Below are 24205 nucleotides of genomic sequence, written 5' to 3' on the forward strand. Positions count from 1 at the left end.
ACAATCCGTAAAATAGCAAAAGAAAATCAACTTAGTAACACAAAAGAAATTTGCGTAATACTCACCAACACATGAAAGGAATAATATTAGCCGGAGGTTCCGGAACAAGACTTTACCCTCTAACTATAGCCGTAAGTAAACAGCTAATGCCTGTTTATGATAAACCCATGATCTATTATCCGCTTTCCACGCTTCTTTTGGCAGGAATCAAGGATATTCTGATTATTACCACGCCACATGATCAAGCTGGCTTCATCAAACTTTTGGGCGATGGCTCACAAATTGGCTGTAATATAGAATACGTTGTACAACCAAGTCCTGATGGATTAGCACAGGCTTTTATTTTAGGTGATCAGTTTATCGGTAATGATTCTGCAGCACTGGTATTGGGTGATAATATTTTCTACGGTTCCGAAATGGGAACTTTACTGAAAAATAAAACCAATCCTGATGGAGGAGTTGTTTTTGCCTATCACGTTGCAGACCCTGAAAGATATGGTGTTGTAGAGTTTGACAAAGATCTGAAAGCTGTCTCTATTGAAGAAAAACCTGAAAAACCGAAATCAAACTATGCCGTACCAGGCCTTTATTTTTATGATAACAGCGTAGTGGACATCGCTAAAAACATCAAACCTTCCGCAAGAGGTGAGCTGGAAATTACCGATATCAACAATGTGTATCTCAGGAAAGGAAAGTTGGAAGTCGCTGTTCTTGACAGGGGTACTGCCTGGCTGGATACAGGAACTTTCGACTCTCTTCATGATGCTTCAGAATTTGTAAGTGTTATCGAAAAAAGACAAGGATTTAAAATTGGCTGTATTGAAGAAATTGCATTCAGAAACAAATTCATTAACGAAGAAAAGCTTCTTGAAACTGCTGCTAAATATGGTAAAAGTGGTTACGGTGAATACCTGAAACAACTTATTGGTAAATAACAAATACAATTTATAAAAATCATAGACTATTGGCTTTATGGCCAATAGTTTTTGTTCATACCACCAAATATCAATATATTAGTTGTTGATTTTTAGTTTTATTGACAATGAAAATTCATAAACTAAGAGATACGGTAAGAATTAATTATTATAAATTTGCAAAAACTTACACAAATGAATGAACCACAACAGAAGTGGACTGAAACGATTGATGCAGATCATTCGTTATTTGACTTGAAGCTAAAAGAAGTCTGGAGATACAAAGATCTTGTTTATATGTTTGTAAAAAGAGATTTTGTATCCAGTTTTAAGCAGACTATTTTAGGACCTATATGGTTTTTTATCAATCCCATTCTAACAACCATCGTATATCTGGTTATTTTTGGAAGAATTGCCAAACTCCCTACGGATGGAGCCCCACCTCTTCTTTTTTATCTGGCTGGTGTTACTCTTTGGAATTATTTCTCTTCCTCTTTAATGGCAACCTCCTCCACTTTTACTGGAAATGCCGGAATTTTCGGAAAAGTTTATTTCCCAAGGCTGGTTACTCCATTATCCATCGTTATCTCTAACCTTATGAGGTTTGGAGTACAGTTTGTTTTATTCATTGCTGTATGGGCTTATTATTACTACAAAGGAGAGGCACATCCTAATATCTGGATTCTTGCAACCCCGTTTCTTATATTCCTGATGGCACTTTTTGCATTAGGCGTTGGAATGATATTTTCTTCACTTACCACAAAATATAAAGATCTGAGTATGCTTCTAGGTTTTGGGGTCAGTCTATATATGTATGCTACACCAGTAATTTATCCGGTATCTTCATTACCTGGATTCTTTAAAAAATTAGCTTATTACAATCCGTTGACAGGTATTTTTGAGTGTTTCAAATATGCATGGATCGGTGTGGGAGACTTCTCCCCTGCCATGCTTGGAATCAGTACTGGTATTATTTTTATCCTTTTAATGATAGGAATTGTTGTATTCAATAAAGTTGAAAAAACTTTTATGGATACGGTGTAATTATTTTTCTTTTAAAAATTTAAATTAAAAAACATGCTGGCTTTAAAAGCAGAAAACATATCTAAACAATACCGTCTGGGACAAGTTGGTACAGGAACACTGTCTCATGATCTCAACAGGTTCTGGTATAAAATAAGAGGAAAGGAAGATCCTTATCTGAAAATTGGAGAAGCCAATGACAGAACTACCAAGGGAGATTCTGAATATGTATGGTCTCTCCGTGATATCGATTTTGAAATCGAAAAGGGAGATGCTGTGGGAATTATCGGAAGAAATGGTGCCGGAAAATCAACACTGTTAAAGGTATTGAGTAAAGTTACAAAACCTACAACAGGACAGATTTATACCAACGGAAGAATTGCCTCTCTATTGGAAGTAGGAACGGGATTCCACCCTGAAATGACAGGGCGGGAAAATGTTTTTCTTAATGGAGCAATCTTAGGAATGACAAGAAACGAGATCAAGAGAAAGTTTGATGAAATCGTAGATTTTTCAGGGGTTGAAAGGTATATAGATACTCCCGTAAAAAGATACTCTTCAGGAATGTATGTCCGCCTTGCGTTTGCCGTAGCAGCTCACTTAGAATCTGAAATCCTTATTGTAGATGAAGTACTGGCAGTGGGAGATGCAGAGTTTCAGAAAAAATGTCTTGGTAAAATGAATGATGTGACAAGAGGAGAAGGCCGAACCATCCTTTTTGTAAGTCATAACATGACTGCCGTTAAAGAATTGTGTACAAAAGGAATTCTTTTAAATCAGGGGCAAATTGATTACCAGGGAGATATTCTCAGCACCATCATAGAATACCAAAAAAGTAGTGCGAGAGAAAGTTCTTATCACTACAACGGCAATTTGGATGAAGCTGTAGGTAATGAAAATATCAGAATAAAAGAGTTTTCAGTGTCTCCTATTAAAGGAGATCTATTAGATATTGATTCCGGAGTGCATGTAAAACTTGTTTTTCATAATTACTGCCCAAACATTAACCTTGATACAACATTTGAGCTGAAAAACTATGATGAATTAGTAATTTTTCACGTTGGAAAACTTGTTTCGGAAAATAATGATTCAAAGACAGGAGAATATACTGTAGAATTTGATATACCTGCAGGTTTTTTAAATGCAGGAAATTACTATTTTAGACTTTACTTTGGAAAAGATCAACAAATTCTTTTGTATGGAATTGATAACTTTATCGGATTTGAAGTAGAAAATGTAAAAGTTGGAACAATGATGCACATTTATCCTGGAATAACCAGACCATTTTTTGAATACAAATTACAAACGCCATGATCCCTAAAATAATAGAACTCCCTAAAATATATGATAAGAGAGGAAATTTATCCTTTTTCGAACATCCTAATCAATTACCTTTTGAAATAGAAAGAACCTATTGGATATATGATGTGCCCGGAGGTGAAGTAAGAGGAAGCCACGCTTTTAAGGTGCAGCAGGAATTTATAATTGCTCTTTCCGGAAGTTTTGATGTGGTAATACATAATGGGAAAGAAGAACAGAGATTCTCCTTAAACAGATCCTATTATGGATTATATATCCCTAAAATGTTCTGGCGCCGACTAGAAAATTTTTCAACTAATTCATTAGCATTGATTGTTTCTGATAAACCATACAATGAAGATGATTATATAAGAGACTTTAAAGAATTTAAAACATTGACTAATGAAAAATAGTATTTCTGTATTTGATTGTAATGTTATTGATTTAGGTAAAATCAGTTTTGATGAAGGAAATATCACCGTAGTTGAAAACAATTCATCATTTCCCTTTAGTGTAAAAAGAGTTTTCTATTTATACGATATTGAAGGAGGAGAAAGCAGAGGGGCGCATTCCCATAAAGAATGTCATCAGTTTCTGATTGCAGCAAGCGGTAGTTTTGAGGTCTCATTAGATGATGGAAAATTCAAAAGACAGGTTTTTTTGAACCGTCCCAATATAGGTCTGCATATTCCACCTGGAATCTGGGCTTCGGAGGTTAATTTTTCTTCGGGAGCCATTTGTTTGGTACTGGCATCTCATACGTATAATGAAAATGACTATATAAGAGATTATCACACATTTTTAAAAATACAAAATGAAAAATAATATTCATCCCTTGTCTGATGTTCAAACCGAAAACATAGGTGAAAATACTATGATTTGGCAATTTTGTGTTATATTAAAGAATGCAAAAATTGGTAAGAACTGTAATATTAACTGTAACGTCTTCATTGAAAATGACGTGAAAATTGGCGACAACGTTACTGTTAAACCAGGAGTACAAATCTGGGATGGAGTAACTATTGAGAATAATGTATTTATAGGTCCAAACGTTACATTTACCAATGATCTTGTTCCACGTTCTAAACAATATCCTTTAGAATTTAGCAAAACTTTAATAAAAGAAGGTGCTTCTATTGGAGCAAACTCTACTATTATAGCAGGAAATACAATTGGAGAAAACGCATTCGTAGGAGCTGGAAGTGTAATTACAAAAAATGTCCCTGCTCATACAGTATGGTATGGTAATCCTGCAAAACAGAAAGGTTATATAACCAGAACTGGACTAATTCTAGATCTTGAAATGAAAGATGAATCAGGCAATGAATATTTTTTTGAAAACTCACAATTAATAAAACGGTCATAATCTTTGCTAAAAAAATTCCCGCATGATGCTGAAAAAATTATCTTTAATTCTTCTTTCTTATTATAGCGAAGAGCGCATTGTCAAAGTTTATGAAAATGTTAAAAAGCTATTAGATAAAAATAATATTCCATTTGAATTTATCATTGTAGATGATGGATCTTTAGATAATTCTTATAAAGTAGCATTAGAGCTAGAAAAAAAGGAGTCAAATGTCAGAGCTTACCAACTTAGCAGGAATTATACAAGTCATTATTCTATTTTTGCAGGACTATCTTTGGCGGAGGGAGCATGCGCATTACCTATTGTAGATGACGAACAGCAGCCATACGATACAATTGTAGAAATGTATAATATCTGGCTTCAAGGAGAAAAAATCATTATCCCACATAGAATTACTCGTGATGATAGCTGGAAAAGCAGTATTTTTTCAGAAGCTTATTATAAAATAATGAACAGCCTTACGGAAGTGAAATTTCCCAAAGGTGGAGCTGATCTATTTTTTATTGACAGGGAGATAATCAATATTCTTAACGAAAAAATACATCCTAGAAATACATCATCTGTTGCAGAAATTTTAAGGTTAGGTTTTACCCCGTATCACTATGGGTATAAAAGACCATTGGGTATTAATCAGAAATCCCGATGGACTTTAAAAAAGAAATTAACATTAGCAAAAGACACTTTCTTTTCATCCTCATCTTTTCCTATAAAATTTATATTTAATCTTGGTCTTTGGGTGTCTTTAATATCGTTTCTGCTGATTATCTTCTATATTTACATTAAGTTTTTTGGCAGCCCGTTTTTTAATGACATACAACCTAAAGGATGGACCAGTATAATATTATTTATATCTTTTTTTGGGGGTCTGATTCTTTTCTCTCTTGGGATCATAGCAGAATATATTTGGCGAATTTTTGAAGAAGTTAAAGATCGTCCTGGTTACATCATTAAACAAAAAAACGATACTGATAAACAGTAAAAAGATCTATTATGCTTAATATATTAAAAAAAATACAGCCTATATATTACATAATATTTGTGTTTTTATTATGCTTACAATATTCTCTTCTTTCAAATGACAGATTACCATTTACATATGCAGATATTTTTGATGAAAAATATTATATAGAGATCGTTAGAAATTTCTCAAAAAGTTTCTTTCAACAAAGCTTTAATCCATATTATATTTCTAGATTATTTGTTCCTGGAATAGCACATTTTATACATCGGTTGTTTGGGATTGTTTTTAGTCTGAATAATATTGAAATTATTTTCATCATCTTGAATTGGATTAGTATTTTCATTTCACTATACTATTATTTTAAAATTGTAAGGATAAAAAATTATAACAAAAACATTACTATTGTTGGTTTTTGTTTTCTTTTTGTCAATTTTTTTGTCCTTAAATTTTCAAACTATTATCCTATCCTGATGGATTTATTTGGTTTTACTTCCGGGATAGCTTTATACTATTATCATATAGCCAAAAACAAGATAATGTTTTCAATTATACTATTGATCTCCATGTTTGTTTTTCCAACAACTTCTTTAATAGTAATTTCGGTTATTGTTTCAAGCCTTATTTCTTTTAGTGACAAGGGGATTAATATTGAAAAAAATTTAAATAAATATTTATATTCAGTGTTTTTGTTGTGTATTTTATTTGAGGTATATTATATATATTCAAACTATACCCTGTTTGTGAGCACATCTACGAAGGATTATTCTGTACAGTCCTACTTATTTTTAATTCCGATAACTTTTGTATTATTAAATTGCTTTATATTTTTTACCATTCGGTATATTTTAAAACTATTTAATAATTTCCACATAAATCTCAAGGGAATCACATCTCCATTGGCTATTTTTTCAATGGTTATTTTAGTACTATTCACTTTTGCAAGCAAATTTTTCAGTGTCAATTTTAAAGGCTCCAATGTCCTTTCATCAAGCGGATTTTTATTTAACTTAATGTTTCAGGCTTTTTCATTTCCTATGAAATTTCTTATTACACATTTTATTTATTATGGATTATTTGTTGTTTTTATATTATATTTTCGAAAGACATTTTTTTTCCATGCCATAAAAAACTCAGATCCTTTTCTTAAAGTTATCATAACACTATTTTCAGTATTTTTCATTTTAGGCACCGAGACAAGACAGTTTTTACAATTTTTCCCTTTTGTTATATTTATATTTTTAGATTCGATCAAGAAAATCCATTTTAGCAAATATCAATTAATTGGTATTTTTACATTTCAATTGATTTGGTCTAGATTCTGGTATACAATTAATGTGTCCGAAGGATTTTTAACTAAAGCGTTATTAGAAAAAAAATTCTCTAACTTTCCTGCTCAAAGATATTTTCAGTTTCAAGGACCATGGCTATCAACCAATAACTCGATTATATATGGCGTTATTTTTATCCTTGTTTTTGTAGTAGTATCTTATATACTGAAAAAGAACCATTCAAATAATGAAGTATAACATCTGAAATTATAATACTTAATAACAATTAACAAATGATAAAATTCTTAGATCTTCAAAAAATCAATTTAAAACATCAGGAAGAAATTGAAACAAAACTTTCGCAGGTTTTCCTTTCTGGATGGTATCTTATGGGGCAGGAACTTTCCGCTTTTGAAAATAACCTTTCTCAATATATAGGAGCCAAACACGCTATTGGTGTAGCTAACGGATTAGATGCGTTACGTCTCATTCTTCGTGCATATATTGAAATGGGAATTATGGATCGTGGGGATGAAATTCTTGTGCCATCCAACACCTATATTGCTTCCATTCTTGCAATTTCAGATAACGGTTTAGTTCCTGTTCTCGTAGAGCCAGATATCAATAATTATAATGTTGACATCTCAAAAATTGAAGAAAATATTACGGCAAAAACAAAAGGGATTCTGATTGTTCATCTATACGGACGAACTCTTTTCTCTGATGAGCTTAAAAATTTAGCAGAAAAACATCAGTTAAAAATCATTGAAGATAATGCTCAGGCTATCGGTGCAGAATGGAACGGAAAAAAAACAGGCAGCATAGGGGATTCAGCCGGCTTTAGTTTCTATCCTGGGAAAAACCTAGGAGCTTTAGGAGATGCTGGAGCTGTTACAACCAATGATGATAATTTAGCAAAAGTAATCAGAGCATTGGCCAATTATGGATCTGATCAGAAATATGTCAATATTTACCAGGGTCTCAACTCAAGATTAGATGAAATTCAGGCAGCAGTTCTGGACGTCAAGCTAAAATATATTGATGAAGAAAATACAACAAGAAAAAATATTGCGAAAAAATATATCGCAAAAATATCAAATCCAAAAATAATTCTTCCGACAAACCCGGCGGATGAAAATGAGCACGTTTGGCACTTATTTGTCATCAGAACAGAAAACCGTGATGAACTTCAAAAGTATTTAACTGAAAATGGTATTCAGACACTGATACATTATCCTATCCCACCTCATAAGCAGCAAGCTTATAAAGAATGGAATAAGTTGTCTTTCCCGATCAGTGAAAAAATCCATGAAGAAGTATTAAGTTTACCTATCTCCCCTGTAATGACAGAGGAAGAAATTGAAAAAGTAATAGAAATTGTAAACGGATTTTAAAGTTTTTAACTCTTTAAAAAAGCTTAAATTCAATAAAGTAAAATATCATGACAGAATTGCCTCTGGTTTCGATTTTATGCCTGAGCTACAACCAAGAACGGTTTATAGTAGAATCTCTGGAAAGTTTCAAATCTCAGAACTATAGTAATATCGAAATATTGATTTGTGACGATTTTTCTAAAGACAATTCTGTAGAAGTTATCAATCATTGGATCAAAGACAATCCTGAGCTGAATATCCAATTTATTCCTCATTCGCAGAATATAGGGATCTGTAAGTCATTGAATGAATTACTGAATATATCAAAAGGTAAATATATTATCACTATAGCCCTTGATGATCTTATGGAGGCTGATAAAATAGAAAAGCATGTGGCTATTCTTGAAAATTCGTCTCCTCACGAAGCATTGGTATTTTCCAATGCCCACTTAATAGGTGATAATTCAGTACGTTTCCAAAATACTTTTATTCCTTATTTCCACAGATATCTGAATATTGAATCGGGAAACTTTTACAAAACATTACTTAATGATAATTTTATTCCTGCAATGTCATGTGTCACTAAGTCTTCTTTGATAAAAGAGATTGGAGGCTGGGATGAAACTTTAACTTTTGAAGATTATGATATGTGGTTGAGATTAAGTCAAAAATATGATTTCATCTATGATGACTACAAATCCTGCAGCTATAGAATGCACGCAACAAATGTTCATAAAAAGAAAAATTTTTTAGACGTGTCCTTCTTTGACATTTATCTAAAACACAAAGATCAGCCTGAAATGAAAAAGAAAATCCTAAAACTTATTCATGAGGCTTATAAAGAAAATAAATTGACTGAAAGTCACAAAAAATACCTTAGAGAGCTTAATAATAAAACACTTACAGAAAAATTAATTCTGAAGAATGTAGGAAAGTTCACTTTTAACACATTACATTATCTTCAAAAAGTTTATTATAAAAGTTGGTAAAACTATTCTTAAATCAATTATGAAAAAAATAAAGCCCCTTGCATTTTATCTCCCTCAATACCACCCTGTCCCCGAAAATGACGAATGGTGGGGAAAAGGATTTACAGAATGGACGAATGTAGGAAAAGCCCAACCCCTGTTTGAAGGACACGAACAGCCTATATATCCTGGAGATCTGGGGTATTATGACCTGCGTGTTCCTGAAGTAAGAGAACAGCAGGCTCAGATGGCAAAAGACTATGGGGTACATGGATTTATCTATTATCACTACTGGTTTGGCAATGGCAAACAATTGCTGGAACGCGTGGCAAATGATGTATTACAATCAGGAAAACCAGATTTTCCTTTTTGCTTCTGCTGGGCCAACGAAACCTGGTCTGGAATATGGCATGGGTTATCGGAAAAAATTCTGGCAAAACAGGTTTACCCTAATGAGCAGGACTTAACTGCTCATTTCGAATATCTTCTGCCTTTCTTCAAAGATGAGAGGTATATCAAAATAGACAACAAGCCTCTTTTCATTATCTATGATTCCAATCATTTAAATGAAGGGGATCCCCACTATATTACAAAATTCAGAGAGCTCGCCAGGAAAAACGGATTTGATGATCTATACATCATGGCATCCAATAAACTCCGTGATGATCTCGATTTTAAATCTATGGGATATGACAGTAAGATCTCCAATGCATTTCAGAAAGCCTGGATACCTCATATTGATAAGAAGGAATACATCTCTCATTCTCAATATTATAAAAACAGAATAAAAGGATTAATTGGAATTAAGAAAAAAGAACAGCCTAAAGTTAGAATTCAGGATGCCAAGGCAGTCGTAAACGACTTAAAGTTTGAAGAAAGCAATATTCCTACCTATCCATGTATCCTGCCCAATTGGGACAATACTCCAAGAAGCGGCTACAGAGGAATTATTCTGGCTAACAATTCTCCGGAACTGTTCGAGCAGCAAATAGAAAAAGCTGTAGAATATCTTCAAGATAAAAAGGAGTATCCGGAACAGTTTTTAATTATAAAATCCTGGAATGAATGGGCGGAAGGAAATATACTGGAACCAGATAGAAAACATGGTTTCGGGTATTTGAATGCATTAAAAAAAATCTTGAATAAACACAGTCGAAATGAGTAAATTCAGTGTACTTATCGCCAACTATAATAATGGTCATTTTTTTGGAAAATGCTACCAAAGCTTAGTTGCTCAGACTGAAACAGACTGGGAAGCGGTAATTGTTGATGATGGCTCTACTGATGATTCTCTTGAAGTCATAAAAAAAATCATAGGTGATGACTCCCGGTTTACAATCAATCAGAATGATCAAAACAGAGGAATCGGATATACAAAAAGAAGATTAATAGAGCTTGCTGAAGCAGAAATATGTGGTTTTTTAGACCCTGATGATGGGTTAACGCCTCATGCTTTGGAATTTGTTTTAAGGGCACATTCTAAATATCCTGAAGTAGGTTTGGTGTATTCAAACTTTGTCCTTTGTGATCAGTACCTCAATCCGCAGTCTGTTCACAAAGCAAAACAAATTACAGAGCTGGATCAGTCCTATTATAATTTCAATGCAGAAATTTCACATTTTGTAACCTTTAAAAAGAAGATATACGAAAAGACATCTGGCATTGATCCTTTTTTGAAAATTGCTGAAGACAAAGACTGGTACATGAAAATGTGCGAAATAGCCCCTGTTAAATATATCGATGAAGATTTATATTTATATCGAATTCATGACAGTGGTATCTCTACGACCAAAAATTTTGAAAAATCATTGTTCTGGCACTGGGTAGCACTGATAAAAATGGCAGAAAGAAGAAACATCAGCGTTGAAGATCTATTTCTTCAAAGTTATGTTCCAAAAAACAAATATGATCAGGTGCTCAATCAATTGAACCATGTAAAAAATTCAAGATGGGCAAAACTGGGAAATAAAATTGGGCTATTTAAAATCTTTAAAAAACTCTAAAATCTATTGATCCCCTTGAAAGATTTAAAAGATATACAACTAACATCTTAAGTAGACAAGAAACATATGATTATTGGTAATGGAATTCTGGCAAACGCCGTAAGACTTTATGATAAAGAAGATGTTATTTTTTTCGCATCAGGAGTTTCCAATTCGTTGGAAAAAAATCCAGCTGAATTTGAAAGAGAAATATCTCTCATGAAATTGGTGATCAGCCAGTATCCAGATAAAAAGATGATCTATTTTTCCACATGCAGTATTTACGATCCCAGTAAAACCGACAGTCCTTATGTGATGCATAAACTTGCTATTGAAAACGTAATTGCTGAGCACTGCTCGAGGTATATTATTTTCAGGGTAGGAAATGCTGTAGGCCGGGGAGGAAATCCCAATACACTGATCAATTTTCTCAAAAATTCAATTTTATCTAAAAGTAAACTGACAATCCACAGTAATGCAAGAAGGATTCTGATTGGAACGGATGACATCGCCTCATTTGTTGGAAAATACATGAAAAATTTCAACAATGAGATTGTTAATCTCGCCTATCCCTACCAATATTCGTTACCTGAGATTTTAACGCAACTGGAAGATCATCTTGCCAAAAATGCAGATTATGAAAGTGTAGATGAAGGTTCTTTCTATAATATAGAATTCAACAGCCTTACAGAAGATTTTTTCGCTGGTTTGTCACCTGATGAATATTTAAAAAAGCTTTATACATCCTATTTGTAAGTGATGATGCAGCAAAATATGATATACCCCGTTCTGTACCCGAAAAAATAATGTTGTACCTTCGGCCAGAAAACTTCAGCGATCATCAGCCTAGCATATGGACTATCAATTTATGATCAACTGAAGTATAAAAAACACATTAAACCTATTGAACAAAAATGAAAATGAATCCCAAAATATCCGTAATTGTTCCCTGCTATAAACAGGCTCAGTTTTTAGATGAATGTCTGCAGTCTATACTGGACCAGACCTATGAAAATTGGGAATGCATCATTGTCAATGACGGATCACCTGATAATACTGATGAAGTAGCCGATAAATGGGTAAAAAAAGACAACCGTTTCCAATACCTTTATAAAGAAAATGGTGGATTATCTTCTGCAAGAAATGCAGCCCTGGAAATCGTTACCGGAGATTATATCCAGTTTTTAGATTCTGATGACCTTATACACCGCGAGAAGTTTTCCAAAAGCTTTTCCGGGGATAAAGAATATCCTTTGATTGTAAGTCAATACACGATCTACAGAAACCAAACCCATCTTCCGGGCTATAAAGATGTTGAGCAGAGTTTCCTGACCTTTGATGGTATTGTATATGACTGGGATCTTAAATTTTCCATTCCTATACACTGTGCTTTGATCCATAAGAAACTTTTGGAAGGTTTTCTTTTTGATACGACTCTCACAAGCTGTGAAGATTGGGTGATGTGGATTTATATTACCAAAGATCATCCTGATGCGCTTTTGATCAATGAACCTCTTGCTCATTACCGAAAAGACGTCAATGATAATATGTCTGCAGATCCGCTAAAAATCATGAAGCAGCGTCTGAAAATCTTACCCACATTAAAGAAACTGTATGGTGAAGAGGTTCATGACAAACTGGCTTACCATATCATAGAAATTCGCACCACCCAGCTTGTACAGCAAAGACGTGAATTTCAAAAAATGATTCCCCTGGCTGTTGTCGCCAAATATCTTTCTTTCAAAAAATTGTACTACAAGCTTTTCCGAAAGAAAGTAGATGGCTAAACTTAGGATTAATATATTCCGGACAACTCTATTTCCATAAAAACTACACAAATGAGTTGGGCACTGCCAAACAGATAGACAGCAGGAAACCCATAAAATTATATAACTTTAAATAAATTTATTTAGATGAGTCAGTTTGTACACGTGATAATGACAAGATTCAATGTTCCAACAAAAGGCTGGAACGAAACACGTTCAGGATTTAAACCTCTTACAGAAGAATGGCTGGATGACCGTTTCAGATTATTCAGAACGTATGTGCTTCCTTCCTATAAAAATCAAACCCATCAAAACTATATCTGGCTTACCTTTTTTGATGTCAATACATCTGAAAAGTTTAGAAATATCATCAAAGAAATTGAAGCAGAGTACCCGGTCTTCAGAGCTGTTTTTGTAGAGGATTTTGATGTTATGAAAACAAAAGCTGTAGAGATCATTCCACAGTTTTTCACTCCTGACACAAAATTTGTAATCACCAGCGAACTGGATAATGATGACATGCTTCATCAGGATTACATAAAAACCGTACAGGAACACTTCAAACCGGTTCATGACCTGGTAATAGATCTGAGAAGAGGCTACCAGCTGACGATGTTCCCGGGCCGTAAAGCAGTTGTGAATGTCTATAATGAGGCTGTAAATCCTTTTGTAAGTTTAGCAGAAAGTGTAGATACATTCAAAACCATGCTAAAAGAAAGGGCTCACAATAGCTATCGCCATTACCCGAACTTCTCTGTAGAAGATAGTAAAGAAATGTACATTCAGATCATCCACCAGTACAATTTAATGAATATCACATTTAAACATAAAGCCGTTCCTGAAGTCGATTTTTCAGAATATGGAATGACTGAGGATACTAAGTTTACCATAGATGGTTTCAAGACAATTAAGCATAATATTGCCAGAGTACCATTTGTTATGGGTCTTATCCTGAAAAAAGTTTTTAAAAGATAAGATTCATTATCAGCCATGAAACTTAACAACCTGCAAATATTAAGAGGGATTTCAGCATTATTAGTGTGCTGCTTTCACTTCCGTGATACCATTAACTTCCCTGGTTTAGAGATTGGGGATATTTTGTTCAAAAAAGGAAGCATAGGAGTTCCTGTCTTCTTTATCATCAGTGGGTTTATCATGGCTTTCACCACTCAAAAAATAAATTTCACTACAGACTCTTTTCGGCAGATTACCTTATTTTACAAAAGAAGGGTAATCAGAATTGTTCCGTTGTATTATCTTTTGACATTGGCAGCAATGATACCAGGAGGCAGTTTTCTGCTTTATTTTCATGGAGCAGGGCTTTATGAGCTTATCCATTCCTTATTATTTCTTCCCACCAAAAAAGAATTTCCAGTGCTTTTCCTGGGCTGGTCTTTAAATTTTGAGATGTTCTTTTATTTAATATTTGGACTCTCTTTATTTTTTAAAGAAAAAAGATATTATTTCATCATAGGATTTTTTATTCTGACTTCAGTTTTAGGATATTTTATCCACTTTGAGAGCCCTTATCTACGCATGGTAAGCCACTCCCTGAATCTCTATTTTGTTGTAGGAATTCTTTTTTCACTTTTACTGAATAGGTTCACCATTCCCAAGAATTGGGCGGCCATAATTTCTATAATAGGAATAATATCATTTATATTGGTACTGCTTAGCATTATTCCTATAGATAATGATATGATAAAGCTGGTAATCATCTCCCTGTTTGTCTTTTCTTTCTTAACTTTTGATTATGTATTTCATTGTAAAGGAAATAAAGCCTTAATTTTTCTGGGAGACATTTCTTATTCACTATATCTATCGCATCCGTTTGTGGGAATAATCTTAAAAAAATTCAAAGTTGAAGGCTATCTCAATATCCCATTTTTTCTACTTAAAATTGTTCTTGTTATTATAGTGGCCTCACTTCTGTATTATTTTGTAGAGAAAAGAGTAACAAATTATTTAAAAATTAAATTAAAAGCATAATACAAATGAAAATTTCAGTAATCATTCCCGTCTATAACGCTCAAAAATATGTTTCTCAAGCCGTGGAGTCTGCTCTTCAATTCGAAGAAGTATATGAAGTAGTGCTGGTAGAAGATAAATCTCCGGACAATGCATTACAGGTATGTGAGGAACTTGCTGAGAAATACGATAGGGTAAAGCTTTTTCAGCATCCTGACAAAGGAAATCACGGAGCAGGAGCGAGCAGAAATTTAGGATTGGAAAAGGCAGAAGGTGATTTTATGGCTTTTCTGGATGCAGATGATTACTATCTTCCCAATCGTTTTGATGCAGAAAAAGAACTGTTCACCAATAAAGATGTTGACGGAGTGTACGGAGCCATCGGTGTTCATTATTATTCTGAAAAGGCAAAAGAACAGTATTACAAAGTCTTTGGAGACCGCCTGACTACCGTTTACAAAAAGCATCCTCCTCAAGATGTATTTCCGGGACAGCTTAATATGATAGGAACTTTCGGGCTTTTCAGCATTGATGCTTTAACCATCCGAAAAAGTTCTTTGAAAAACATGGAATATTTCTTCAAAACACATTTAAAGCTTCACCAGGACACTGAATTTTTATTCAGACTCTCCTACTACCTGAATTTGTATCCTGGAATCCTCGACAAAGCAGTAGCCGTGAGAGGTGTCCATGAGAACAACAGAATCACCAAAGTAGATTCAAGAGAAGTAAAACCAGCTTCAACAAGAGTTGTATTGTGGAAAGAAGTCAACAATTGGGCAGCGCATGAAAATACAATTCCTGATGATATCAAACTTCACATCAAAAGAGTATACAGGAGTTTCCAGATTGCCAATGCTCCTCTTCTGAAAAAATGGGGAATGATTACAAAATATATGCTTACAGATTATAAAAGCATACGTTCAGGACTTTACAATATCAATTTCAGAAAAGATTTGTTCTGATGATATAATTAAACTAAATACTTAGTTGAATAAGTATTCCTATAATTTTTTATTGTTTTGAAAAATGAATCTTTCTTAAAAGATTCCTCATAGGCTTTTCTATACATTGATAAAAAAGAGCGGAACTAAGCAGCATAATGATAATGTAGATCACAAATACCACATCAATACTGAAATTACATTCCTGCCATTTTAAAAGTTCCCTTACCAAATAAAGAACGGGAATGTGGGTAATGTAAATACCATAACTTATTTCTCCAAGATACTCCAATGGCTTCATTGAAAAAAGCCTGGTAATCCATCCGTTATTAGCTGATATCATAAATATTGCCGGTACGAAAAGTAAAGCCATAAGCCCGTTGTGATAGAAAAGCGGAACAAACATCAGGGACACAAGGATAAGTAAAAAGACTGCAATTACCTGACGATCGTAGTTTTTCTGTTTATAATTTCTCACAAAAAAGATTCCTGCCAGATTTCCAATCAGAAATTCATTAAGATGCCAGAACGGGAAATAATAAAGAAACTCGTGGCTTTTTGTATGGGGTCCCTCATACGCTCCATATATCGGATATAGGTTTGAAAATACCTGAGTAATCAACCAGAGCGCGATTGCAAATACCCAGATTGTTTTATTCTTCTTGGCGTAAAGATAATTGTATAACAATGGAAAAAGCAGATAGAAGAAGAATTCTACGGAGATAGACCAGCCCGGAAAATTCAGGATCATGGCTTCTCCGGGTATCCATGTCTGAATACCCAAACTGTACAAAACAAGCTTATACCAATCGAACATCTCAGATCTCGTTAGAAAAAACAGTAAGAGCCCCACGATATACAGAGGATAAATCCTTGCAAACCTGTTTTTATAAAACTCCAGATAGTCAATCTTATCCTTCTTATGATAAGCAATGATCATGATAAATCCTGAAAGAATAAAGAAATAGCTCACTCCTACATTGGCTCTCAAAAAAAGATTGGAAATGTAATCTATCTTATATAAAAACAGATCTTTATTGAAATGGGAAATGACAATTGCCATAGCGGCAACAAACCTGGTAAATGTAATCTGACTTATCTTCACAGAATCGCAAAAAGCTTTACTTTATCAAAACACAGCGATCTTCACTCTGAGGGCTGTTCTTATTTGATATAAAGTGTTAATTTTAAGGCACAAAAATAAGATTTATTCTTATAATTATGTAAAACAAATTATATTTGTAGACTACAAATGTGAAAATAAATTTAAGTATGCTATATGAAATTTTAGCAAAAATTCAACGAAAAAGCCAGATTTCTCGTCTCAAAAAACACCCTCATGTTTCTTTTAAGGGGATAAAACTTGGGATCAGTGATCATTTTGTTCTGCACGAAAACTTAAAGAAGGTTACCATTGGAAGCTCAGTCAGTTTCCGAAATTATGTACACGTTCTTGTGCAGCAGAATGCTACTTTAGAAATCGGAAATCATTTTTTCATGAATAATTTCTGTTCCATCAATTGTCTGGATAGTATTTCCATAGGTGACAATACATTATTCGGGGAAAATGTAAAGTTGTATGACCATAACCATGCATATCAGACACATCCGGATTTTAAGCTGTCTCACGCTGAGTTCACCACAGCTCCCATCAAAATAGGGAGCAACTGCTGGCTCGGGAGCAATGTAACCGTCTTAAAAGGGGTTACCATCGGAGACAACTGCATTATTGGGGCAGGATGTACCATCCATAAAGATATTCCTCCCAATACAACCGTAATCAATCATCAGGATTTAATATTCAAGGAACACTAATGAAGTTTTCGATTCTTATTGCCCATTATAATAACGCTCATTTTTTCAAAGACTGTTTTGAAAGCATCCTTCAGCAGACGTACACAAACTGGGAAGCTGTAATTTTAGATGACGGCTCTTCTGAAAGTGAAAAGAAAATGATCCAGGAAATGATTTCAAAAGATAAAAGATTTAAATTTTTTGAAAATGAAATAAATTCCGGTGTAGGCGTGACAAAAAGTAAACTGATTGAGCTCGCAGAAGGGGAAATATGTGGCTTTCTGGACCCTGATGATGCCATTACTCCTACAGCTATTGAAAAATGCATGGAGATTTTTCAGGCTAAAAAAAATACTGTCCTTACCTATTCAAGATTTATGACCTGTGATCAGAACCTGAAACCTATTTCTCCGTTCAGATCGGCCATGCAGGTCCCGAATCGTGATCCTTATTTTTTTAATTTCCCTATTCAGATTGCTCATTTTGTAACCTTCAGAAAAGCGGTTTATGAACTGACAGAAAAAATGAATCCGGATTTAAAAATCGGGGAAGATCAGGATCTTTATCTTAAAATGTACGAAAAAGGAAAAGTTCAGTTCATTGATGAAACCAACTACCTTTACAGAACCCACCAGGGTGGAATTTCCCAGAATGACAATAAAAAGAAATCCCACGAGTATTTTGCCCAGGTGATTTTCAATACCATGAAGCGTAGAGGACTTACCACCATCAACGGCCAGAAAGTTCCTGATCAATATACCGGAGCGGATGAAATATTTGGATTGCTGCAATATCAGCATCAGCTGCCTTTCCGTATCAAGAAAAAAATAAAAATTACTTTACAATCAATCTTCGGATAATGTTAGAAAAAAAAATAAAAATTTTGTTCAGGCATCGTTCCATGGAAATGGGAGGTGTAGAAAAAGTTCTTCTGGGACTTCTCAACAATCTGAATCCTGACAAATTTGAAATGACGGTATGCCTGACTCTTAATCAGGGTAAATTGCGCGATGAACTTCCGAAACATATCAGAAAAATATATCTTACGGATGGAAAAGAAGATTTTTCCACCAATTCTCTTTTACAAAAACTTCAGCTTGCCAAGAGAAGGCTCAAACTTCGTAAGCTGAAAAATAACCCCGCCATTGCAGACCGGCTTATCAATGATACTTTTGATATAGAAATTGGGATGGATTACAGGGATTATGATGCTATTCTTAACTCTACCCAAAAGAATTCAAGAAAAATCGGCTGGTTTCACTCTGAAGTCAATGTTCCAAAGTTTCAGCCTTTGGTCCCTGATATTTTAAAAAGTTTTCCACAGTTTGATCATATGGTGTACTGCTCTCACAAGATAAAAGATATGATGCATCAGTATTATCCTGACCTCAATTATCCGGCTGAAAGTGTTATTATCAATCCTATTCCTATCGAGGAAATCAAGCGTAAGGCCGAAGAAAAGCTTGACTCCTTCCCTGAAGGGCCTGTTTTCGCTTCTATCGGAAGACTTCATTCAAGAAAGGGGTACCATAAACTTATTGAAGCTCATACAAGGCTTATCAATGAAGGATTTCATCACAGCATCATTGTTATTGGTGATGGTGACGAAATGAAAAATCTGATGGCTCAGGCAGCAAAAAACAACGTTGAAAAGACCTTTATTTTGGCCGGGAATAAGATGAATCCTTATCCTTACATCAAAAAGGCAGACTATTTCGTACTTTCTTCCGAATCTGAAGCATGGCCTTTGGTGATCGCCGAAGCGTTAATCCTCCAGAAGCCTATTATTGCCACAAATGTAGGAGATGTCGGTCTTATGATCAAAGACCGGGAAACAGGATACCTCATCAGTTATGAGGTAGATGAAATGTATTCGGCAATGAAAACATTTCTTACCGATCCCAGCCTTGTTCTCCAAATCAGAGAGAATCTTAAAAATATTGAAAGTCAGTTTGACAATAAGAAAATATTTGACAGCGTAGAAAATATGATAGAAACGCTGCATAAAAAATAAGTTACTGTGCAGAATATCCTCCGTCTACTACGAGATTGGTTCCTGTGACCCATCTTGAGGCATCTGACAGTAGAAAAATACAAGCATTCGCTACATCTTTAGGATCACCTATTCCCAGCGGATGCTTTTTTTTGATTTCTGATGAAGCTTCTTCACCGATATCTTCAAACATTTTTTCTAAAATCGGGGTATTTACCATTGCAGGACTTATGCTATTGACCCGGATATTACTTCTGGAAAGCTCCATTGCCAATGAACGGGCTCCGGAAATAACAGCTCCTTTACTAGCAGAATAAGCCGCTTTCCCGGCCTCTCCTACCATACCTGCAACAGAAGAAATAAATACGAAACTGGAGGTTTCATTTTTATATTTTTTTAGAGATAAAATTTTAGCAATTTCAAGTCCGGCAATGACATTCACTGCAAAAATATCCTGATACAGCTGAGTATTGTGCTTTTTTAACGGCAATGTTTTTTCGATGCCGGCACAGTGTATATATCCTGATATCTTACCTAAAATCGAAACTTTATCAGAAATAATTCCTTCAAGATTTTCAGATTGGGTAATATCTTCGGTAATGATCTCCACTTTCGTTTCAGGATTCAGCATGGAAACGGTTTTCATCAGTTCCTCATGGTTTCTTCCTACAAGAATCAGATCGGCACCACTTCTGCTGCATTCTACAGAACAGCTTCTCCCGATGCCGGAAGAAGCTCCTGTAATAAGAATAATTTTATTTTTTAATGAGAAAACGTCCATTAATCTTCAAAATTTTCTTTCCCAATAACATTCATCAGATCTGAAACAGTCTCTATATCTTTAAAGTGTTTTGTATCAATTTTTTTACTGAAATTTTCGTCTACAAACGCAATAACAGAAAGTAAACTGATAGAATCATAGCTCTCCAAAGATTTCAAATTCGTTTCAGTGGTTAATGTTTCATCTTCTTCCAATTCCTCTTGTAGTTTTTCTAAAAAAACGGATGTCTTCATATTTTATAATTTTAAATGTTTGTTTTCTTACATTTCCATAATGGTGGCACCCCATGAATATCCTACTCCAAATCCTGCCATTAAAACTTTATCACCTTCCTTCAGCATTCCTTTATCCATCATATTCTTAAGGGCAATAGGAATCGTTGCAGAAACAGTATTCCCGGTTTTTTCCATATCAATATAGAACTTTTCTGCCGGTATTTTTGTTTTCTTTCTTAAATAATTCAGCATGAAAGAATTGGCTTGGTGAAAAACAAAATGATCAATATCATCCATCGTCATTCCATTCACTTCCAAAGTTTCTTTTACCAGTCCCGGGATATTTTCAATAGTAAAATTAAAAATTTCAGGACCATTCATATAGATATTTTCAGGGCTGAATTCATGCTCAGGATTCAGCTCAAAGTCTCTTTTGAAGCCTCCTTTCTTCACAATAAGGTTTTCAGCACCGCTTCCATCTGTTCCCAGACAGAACTGATAATCGTTACCTTCAGCTTTTTCAATAATTGCTGAAGCAGAGGCATCTCCGAATATACTTCGGTTTCCTTTATCATCAGGGTGAATATGTTTGGTATAAGTTTCTGAAGTCACCAAAAGAATACTGTTTGCAATTCCTGCCGAGATCAGTCCTTTTGCAAAAGCCAACCCATACACAAACCCAGAACAGCCCAAATTAAAGTCTATGGCTCCAATATTTTTTCTAAGACCAAGTCTGTCCTGCAAAATACAGGCCGTTGTAGGCAGAAAATATTCCGGACTTTGGGTACAGAACAAAATAAAATCTACTTTGTTCCGATCATAGTTTTCGAAAATTTTTTCTGAAGATTGTACCGCCATATCCAGCGCCGTTTCATTCTCAGAAGAAATATGACGCTGAGCGATGCCTACTTTCTCATGGATGCGTTCGGAACTCCATTCGGGAAATTGTTTCTCCAGATCCTCATTAGTTAACACCTGCTGAGGCAGATAATATTCTATTTTTGAAATTTTCATCATATTAATAAATTCTCTTTCTTTGCAAAAGTAACGAAAACAAATTTACACTTGTGATGATTTTTATATTCAGATTCCTATTAAAAGTAGATTCTCTCTATCATTCTTTTTTGAATAGAGGAAGCCTTGAAGTGGCTAAATATAGAGGCATGAAAGTGGGTAAAAACTTCAATATGCCTGATAAAGTGTATTTCGGAACTGAACCCTACCTTATTGAAATTGGCGACCATGTAAATATTGCCGGAGATGTAAGGTTTGTGAACCACGGTGGAACCACTACTCTGCTTAGAAGACTTCCCGGATATGAAGATGCCAGAATTCTTGGGAGAATAAAAATCGGAAATAACTGTACCATCGGGCTCAATTGCGTAATCATGCAGGATGTACAGATTGGAAATAACTGTATTTTAGGAGCCAACTCGGTATTATCTCAGTCTATGCCGGACAATACCGTATTTATCGGAAACCCGGCACAATTTCTGTGTACTATTGAAGATTATGGTGATATCGTCTTAAAAAACAATCCGGAATACCCCCGTGAATTGGAGAAAGACAGAAAAAAGCTGGATGCCTATATCAAAGAAAATCTTCCTCACAAGTATAAAAAAGCAAGAAAAATTAAATAAATTTAATCTTGTAAAATCATAAAAGAAAAAAAACAAATTGAAAAAGAAAAAACTCCTCATTCGTATAGGTTCATTACGTCATGGTGGTGCTGAGAAAGTATTAATCAACTTTTTGAAGAATCTTCCTTCGGATAAATATGAAGTAGATCTTCTTGTCAACCTTTATTCCGGAATATATATTAAAGAAGTTCCGTCATGGGTAACTCTATACTATTTAACAAAAGGAGAAATGATAACAACCAACAGGCTGCAGGATATTCCTGTGAAAGCTTACAGGGTTCTGTATCAGAAAATGTTTCTTTGGTTTCCTTCTCTTCTTTATAAATTTGTTTTAAAAAATAAAAAATACGATGTAGAAATTGCAGCCATTCATGCGATGCATCAGGAAATTCTGTCCAGCCCTCAAAAAGATTCCAAAAAAATTATCTGGGTACAGAATGATATTTTCAATCTAAAAGGATACACTCCGGAAGTCATCAGACAGTTTTTCAAATTTGACAGGATTCTTGTGATTTCCAACAAACTTCAGGAAGGCATGCACAACCTGGCCAAAAACGAAGCTGAAAAGGAGTCTGTCATCAAGATCTTTAATCCGATTGATAAGAATGATACTTTAAGAAAAGCAGATATTGAAATTAATGATTACCCCTTCAATACAGATCTTCCCACTTTTGTAACGGTAGGCACTGTATATCCGCAGAAGGGCTATGACCGGCTTTTAAATGTTCATAAAAAACTGATTGATGAAGGGTTGAAACATCAGCTTTTGATCATTGGTGACGGTTATGATTTTAACAATATTCAGGATCAGCTTCATCAACTTGGGCTTCAGGATACTGCAAAAATGCTTGGTTTCAGCAGTAATCCGTATCCTTACATGAAAAAAGCAGATTTTTATATTATGTCTTCACGCCATGAAGGGTTCCCTACCATCATTGCCGAAGCACTTATTCTCAACAAACCTATTTCTGCAACGGATATTTCCGGGATCAGAGATCTTCTGCAGGATGGAAGACTGGGAAATATCACCCCGAATTCCGAAGAAGGAATCTATGAAGGAATGAAAAAGTTTCTTACCGATAAAAATATATCTGAAGGGTACAAAAAAGAGATCTCAGAAACTGAACTTCCGTTTGTTTTAGAGAAATCTGTAGAGCATCTTCAGAAAATAATTGATGAAGTATAAAAATAGTTACGATGGCCAATTATTCTATTATTCAAAAAGACTTTTACCGGGAAAGCGGAAAGTGGCTTTCAAAGTTTGAAATCTGGAAAAAGTGCATTAATCCTAATCTTCATTTTGTATATGTCCTAAGGATGGCTCAGAAATATCAGAAGAGCCCTATTTTGAATATTTTCTGGAGAATTGTATTAAGACATTACCAAATCAAATATGGATTTCAGATTTATCCTGAGACCCAAATCGGGGAAGGTTTTTATCTGGGCCACTGGGGAAGTCTTGTCATCAACCCAAAAACCATTATTGGAAAAAACTGTAATATCGCACAGGGAGTCACTATAGGCCAGCAAAACCGTGGAAAGAATGAAGGTTCTCCTGTTATTGGCGATGAAGTATGGATAGGCACCAATGCCGTAATTGTAGGAGGTATCACAATTGGCGACAACGTATTGATCGTTCCCAATTCCTATGTCAATTTTGATGTTCCTTCCCATTCGGTTGTCATAGGAAACCCAGCTAAAATCATTCCTACAGAGAATGCCACAATGGATTATATCAACCGTAAAGTGTAGTAAATCCAATAGTTATAGTAAAAGTTCTACTTGCATTTATCGGTAATTTCGTTTACATTTGTAAAAAAGTATTGTTTGGCTATGAAATAGCAACATAATCATCTGATTTTATGAAAAATACAATGTATTAGAACTCAGCTGACATCAATCCCTCAATACTGCTATTTCTGAAAAAAAACCACTTAATATTAAAAACAC

At 34.5% G+C, this 24205-nt stretch carries 26 protein-coding genes; 22 read left to right on the forward strand and 4 right to left on the reverse strand.

Annotation, left to right across the window (positions count from 1 at the left end; genetic code table 11):
• Nucleotides 1-71 precede the first annotated feature (71 nt).
• The 16 genes from rfbA to AC07UM_RS10860 all read left to right on the forward strand — a co-directional run bounded on the left by rfbA (nucleotide 72) and on the right by AC07UM_RS10860 (nucleotide 15853).
• Nucleotides 72-935, forward strand: a complete 864-nt coding sequence (rfbA, locus tag AC07UM_RS10785) for a glucose-1-phosphate thymidylyltransferase RfbA (protein ID WP_494683498.1) — start codon at nucleotides 72-74, stop codon at nucleotides 933-935.
• A 174-nt stretch (nucleotides 936-1109) separates the two neighbouring features.
• On the forward strand, nucleotides 1110-1958 hold the full coding sequence (locus tag AC07UM_RS10790) for an ABC transporter permease (protein ID WP_494683497.1): 849 nt from the start codon (nucleotides 1110-1112) through the stop codon (nucleotides 1956-1958).
• Nucleotides 1959-1991: 33 nt separating this feature from the next.
• A complete protein-coding gene (locus AC07UM_RS10795) occupies nucleotides 1992-3251 on the forward strand; it encodes an ABC transporter ATP-binding protein (protein ID WP_494683496.1) in 1260 nt (419 codons plus the stop codon).
• Nucleotides 3248-3649, forward strand: a complete 402-nt coding sequence (locus AC07UM_RS10800; protein WP_494683495.1) for a sugar 3,4-ketoisomerase — start codon at nucleotides 3248-3250, stop codon at nucleotides 3647-3649. The genes AC07UM_RS10795 and AC07UM_RS10800 overlap by 4 nt, the downstream gene beginning before the upstream one ends.
• Nucleotides 3639-4061, forward strand: a complete 423-nt coding sequence (locus AC07UM_RS10805) for a sugar 3,4-ketoisomerase (RefSeq protein WP_494683494.1) — start codon at nucleotides 3639-3641, stop codon at nucleotides 4059-4061. The genes AC07UM_RS10800 and AC07UM_RS10805 overlap by 11 nt, the downstream gene beginning before the upstream one ends.
• On the forward strand, nucleotides 4051-4602 hold the full coding sequence (locus AC07UM_RS10810) for an acyltransferase (RefSeq protein ID WP_494683493.1): 552 nt from the start codon (nucleotides 4051-4053) through the stop codon (nucleotides 4600-4602). Before AC07UM_RS10805 ends, AC07UM_RS10810 begins: the two co-directional genes overlap by 11 nt.
• Before the next feature lie 22 nt (nucleotides 4603-4624).
• Nucleotides 4625-5581 (forward strand): glycosyltransferase, encoded by a 957-nt coding sequence (locus tag AC07UM_RS10815; RefSeq protein WP_494683492.1) that lies wholly within the window; start codon nucleotides 4625-4627, stop codon nucleotides 5579-5581.
• Nucleotides 5582-7124: 1543 nt separating this feature from the next.
• A complete protein-coding gene (locus AC07UM_RS10820; protein ID WP_494683491.1) occupies nucleotides 7125-8225 on the forward strand; it encodes a DegT/DnrJ/EryC1/StrS family aminotransferase in 1101 nt (366 codons plus the stop codon).
• Between the two features lie 47 nt (nucleotides 8226-8272).
• Nucleotides 8273-9193 (forward strand): glycosyltransferase, encoded by a 921-nt coding sequence (locus tag AC07UM_RS10825; protein ID WP_494683490.1) that lies wholly within the window; start codon nucleotides 8273-8275, stop codon nucleotides 9191-9193.
• Nucleotides 9194-9212: 19 nt separating this feature from the next.
• Nucleotides 9213-10337 (forward strand): glycosyltransferase WbsX family protein, encoded by a 1125-nt coding sequence (locus tag AC07UM_RS10830; protein WP_494683489.1) that lies wholly within the window; start codon nucleotides 9213-9215, stop codon nucleotides 10335-10337.
• Entirely contained in the window at nucleotides 10330-11175 is an 846-nt protein-coding gene (locus AC07UM_RS10835; RefSeq protein ID WP_494683488.1) for a glycosyltransferase family 2 protein, read from the forward strand. The genes AC07UM_RS10830 and AC07UM_RS10835 overlap by 8 nt, the downstream gene beginning before the upstream one ends.
• A 66-nt stretch (nucleotides 11176-11241) precedes the next feature.
• A complete protein-coding gene (locus AC07UM_RS10840) occupies nucleotides 11242-11910 on the forward strand; it encodes an NAD-dependent epimerase/dehydratase family protein (RefSeq protein WP_494683487.1) in 669 nt (222 codons plus the stop codon).
• Nucleotides 11911-12074: 164 nt separating this feature from the next.
• Nucleotides 12075-12941, forward strand: coding sequence for a glycosyltransferase family 2 protein (locus AC07UM_RS10845; RefSeq protein WP_494683486.1), 867 nt, complete (start codon nucleotides 12075-12077; stop codon nucleotides 12939-12941).
• 126 nt (nucleotides 12942-13067) lie between these two features.
• Nucleotides 13068-13895 (forward strand): glycosyltransferase, encoded by an 828-nt coding sequence (locus AC07UM_RS10850; protein WP_494683485.1) that lies wholly within the window; start codon nucleotides 13068-13070, stop codon nucleotides 13893-13895.
• A gap of 15 nt (nucleotides 13896-13910) precedes the next feature.
• Nucleotides 13911-14909: an acyltransferase family protein gene (locus tag AC07UM_RS10855; RefSeq protein ID WP_494683484.1), complete on the forward strand. Its 999-nt coding sequence runs from the start codon at nucleotides 13911-13913 to the stop codon at nucleotides 14907-14909.
• 5 nt (nucleotides 14910-14914) lie between these two features.
• Nucleotides 14915-15853: a glycosyltransferase family 2 protein gene (locus tag AC07UM_RS10860; protein WP_494683483.1), complete on the forward strand. Its 939-nt coding sequence runs from the start codon at nucleotides 14915-14917 to the stop codon at nucleotides 15851-15853.
• Nucleotides 15854-15902: 49 nt separating this feature from the next.
• Here the strand turns inward: AC07UM_RS10860 and AC07UM_RS10865 are convergent, their stop codons facing one another.
• Nucleotides 15903-16937: an acyltransferase family protein gene (locus AC07UM_RS10865; RefSeq protein ID WP_494683482.1), complete on the reverse strand. Its 1035-nt coding sequence runs from the start codon at nucleotides 16935-16937 to the stop codon at nucleotides 15903-15905.
• Nucleotides 16938-17104: 167 nt separating this feature from the next.
• Here AC07UM_RS10865 and AC07UM_RS10870 point away from each other — a divergent pair, with 167 nt between their 5' ends.
• From AC07UM_RS10870 to AC07UM_RS10880, 3 genes are read left to right on the forward strand one after another with little or no spacing between them, the layout of a single operon-like run.
• A complete protein-coding gene (locus AC07UM_RS10870; RefSeq protein ID WP_494683481.1) occupies nucleotides 17105-17647 on the forward strand; it encodes an acyltransferase in 543 nt (180 codons plus the stop codon).
• On the forward strand, nucleotides 17647-18486 hold the full coding sequence (locus AC07UM_RS10875) for a glycosyltransferase family 2 protein (RefSeq protein ID WP_494683480.1): 840 nt from the start codon (nucleotides 17647-17649) through the stop codon (nucleotides 18484-18486). The genes AC07UM_RS10870 and AC07UM_RS10875 overlap by 1 nt, the downstream gene beginning before the upstream one ends.
• Nucleotides 18486-19640 (forward strand): glycosyltransferase, encoded by a 1155-nt coding sequence (locus AC07UM_RS10880; RefSeq protein WP_494683479.1) that lies wholly within the window; start codon nucleotides 18486-18488, stop codon nucleotides 19638-19640. Before AC07UM_RS10875 ends, AC07UM_RS10880 begins: the two co-directional genes overlap by 1 nt.
• A gap of 1 nt (nucleotide 19641) precedes the next feature.
• On the opposite strand, the gene AC07UM_RS10885 is transcribed toward AC07UM_RS10880, so the two are convergent.
• The 3 genes from AC07UM_RS10885 to AC07UM_RS10895 are packed head-to-tail and all read right to left on the reverse strand — an operon-like array spanning nucleotide 19642 to nucleotide 21632.
• Nucleotides 19642-20400 (reverse strand): SDR family NAD(P)-dependent oxidoreductase, encoded by a 759-nt coding sequence (locus AC07UM_RS10885; RefSeq protein ID WP_494683478.1) that lies wholly within the window; start codon nucleotides 20398-20400, stop codon nucleotides 19642-19644.
• Complete coding sequence (locus AC07UM_RS10890) at nucleotides 20400-20633, reverse strand: phosphopantetheine-binding protein (RefSeq protein WP_047380387.1); 234 nt, start codon at nucleotides 20631-20633, stop codon at nucleotides 20400-20402. The genes AC07UM_RS10885 and AC07UM_RS10890 overlap by 1 nt, the downstream gene beginning before the upstream one ends.
• A 27-nt stretch (nucleotides 20634-20660) precedes the next feature.
• Nucleotides 20661-21632 (reverse strand): 3-oxoacyl-ACP synthase III family protein, encoded by a 972-nt coding sequence (locus tag AC07UM_RS10895; protein ID WP_494683477.1) that lies wholly within the window; start codon nucleotides 21630-21632, stop codon nucleotides 20661-20663.
• A 53-nt stretch (nucleotides 21633-21685) separates the two neighbouring features.
• Here AC07UM_RS10895 and AC07UM_RS10900 point away from each other — a divergent pair, with 53 nt between their 5' ends.
• Genes AC07UM_RS10900 through AC07UM_RS10910 form a run of 3 tightly spaced genes read left to right on the forward strand, consistent with a single transcriptional unit; the run spans nucleotide 21686 to nucleotide 24007 of the window.
• Nucleotides 21686-22255: an acyltransferase gene (locus AC07UM_RS10900; protein ID WP_494683476.1), complete on the forward strand. Its 570-nt coding sequence runs from the start codon at nucleotides 21686-21688 to the stop codon at nucleotides 22253-22255.
• Nucleotides 22256-22292: 37 nt separating this feature from the next.
• Entirely contained in the window at nucleotides 22293-23441 is a 1149-nt protein-coding gene (locus AC07UM_RS10905; protein WP_494683475.1) for a glycosyltransferase, read from the forward strand.
• A gap of 11 nt (nucleotides 23442-23452) precedes the next feature.
• Nucleotides 23453-24007: a serine O-acetyltransferase gene (locus tag AC07UM_RS10910; protein WP_494683474.1), complete on the forward strand. Its 555-nt coding sequence runs from the start codon at nucleotides 23453-23455 to the stop codon at nucleotides 24005-24007.
• Nucleotides 24008-24205 lie beyond the last annotated feature (198 nt).

This window comes from Chryseobacterium sp. GW821-FHT04C04 (assembly GCF_059420365.1).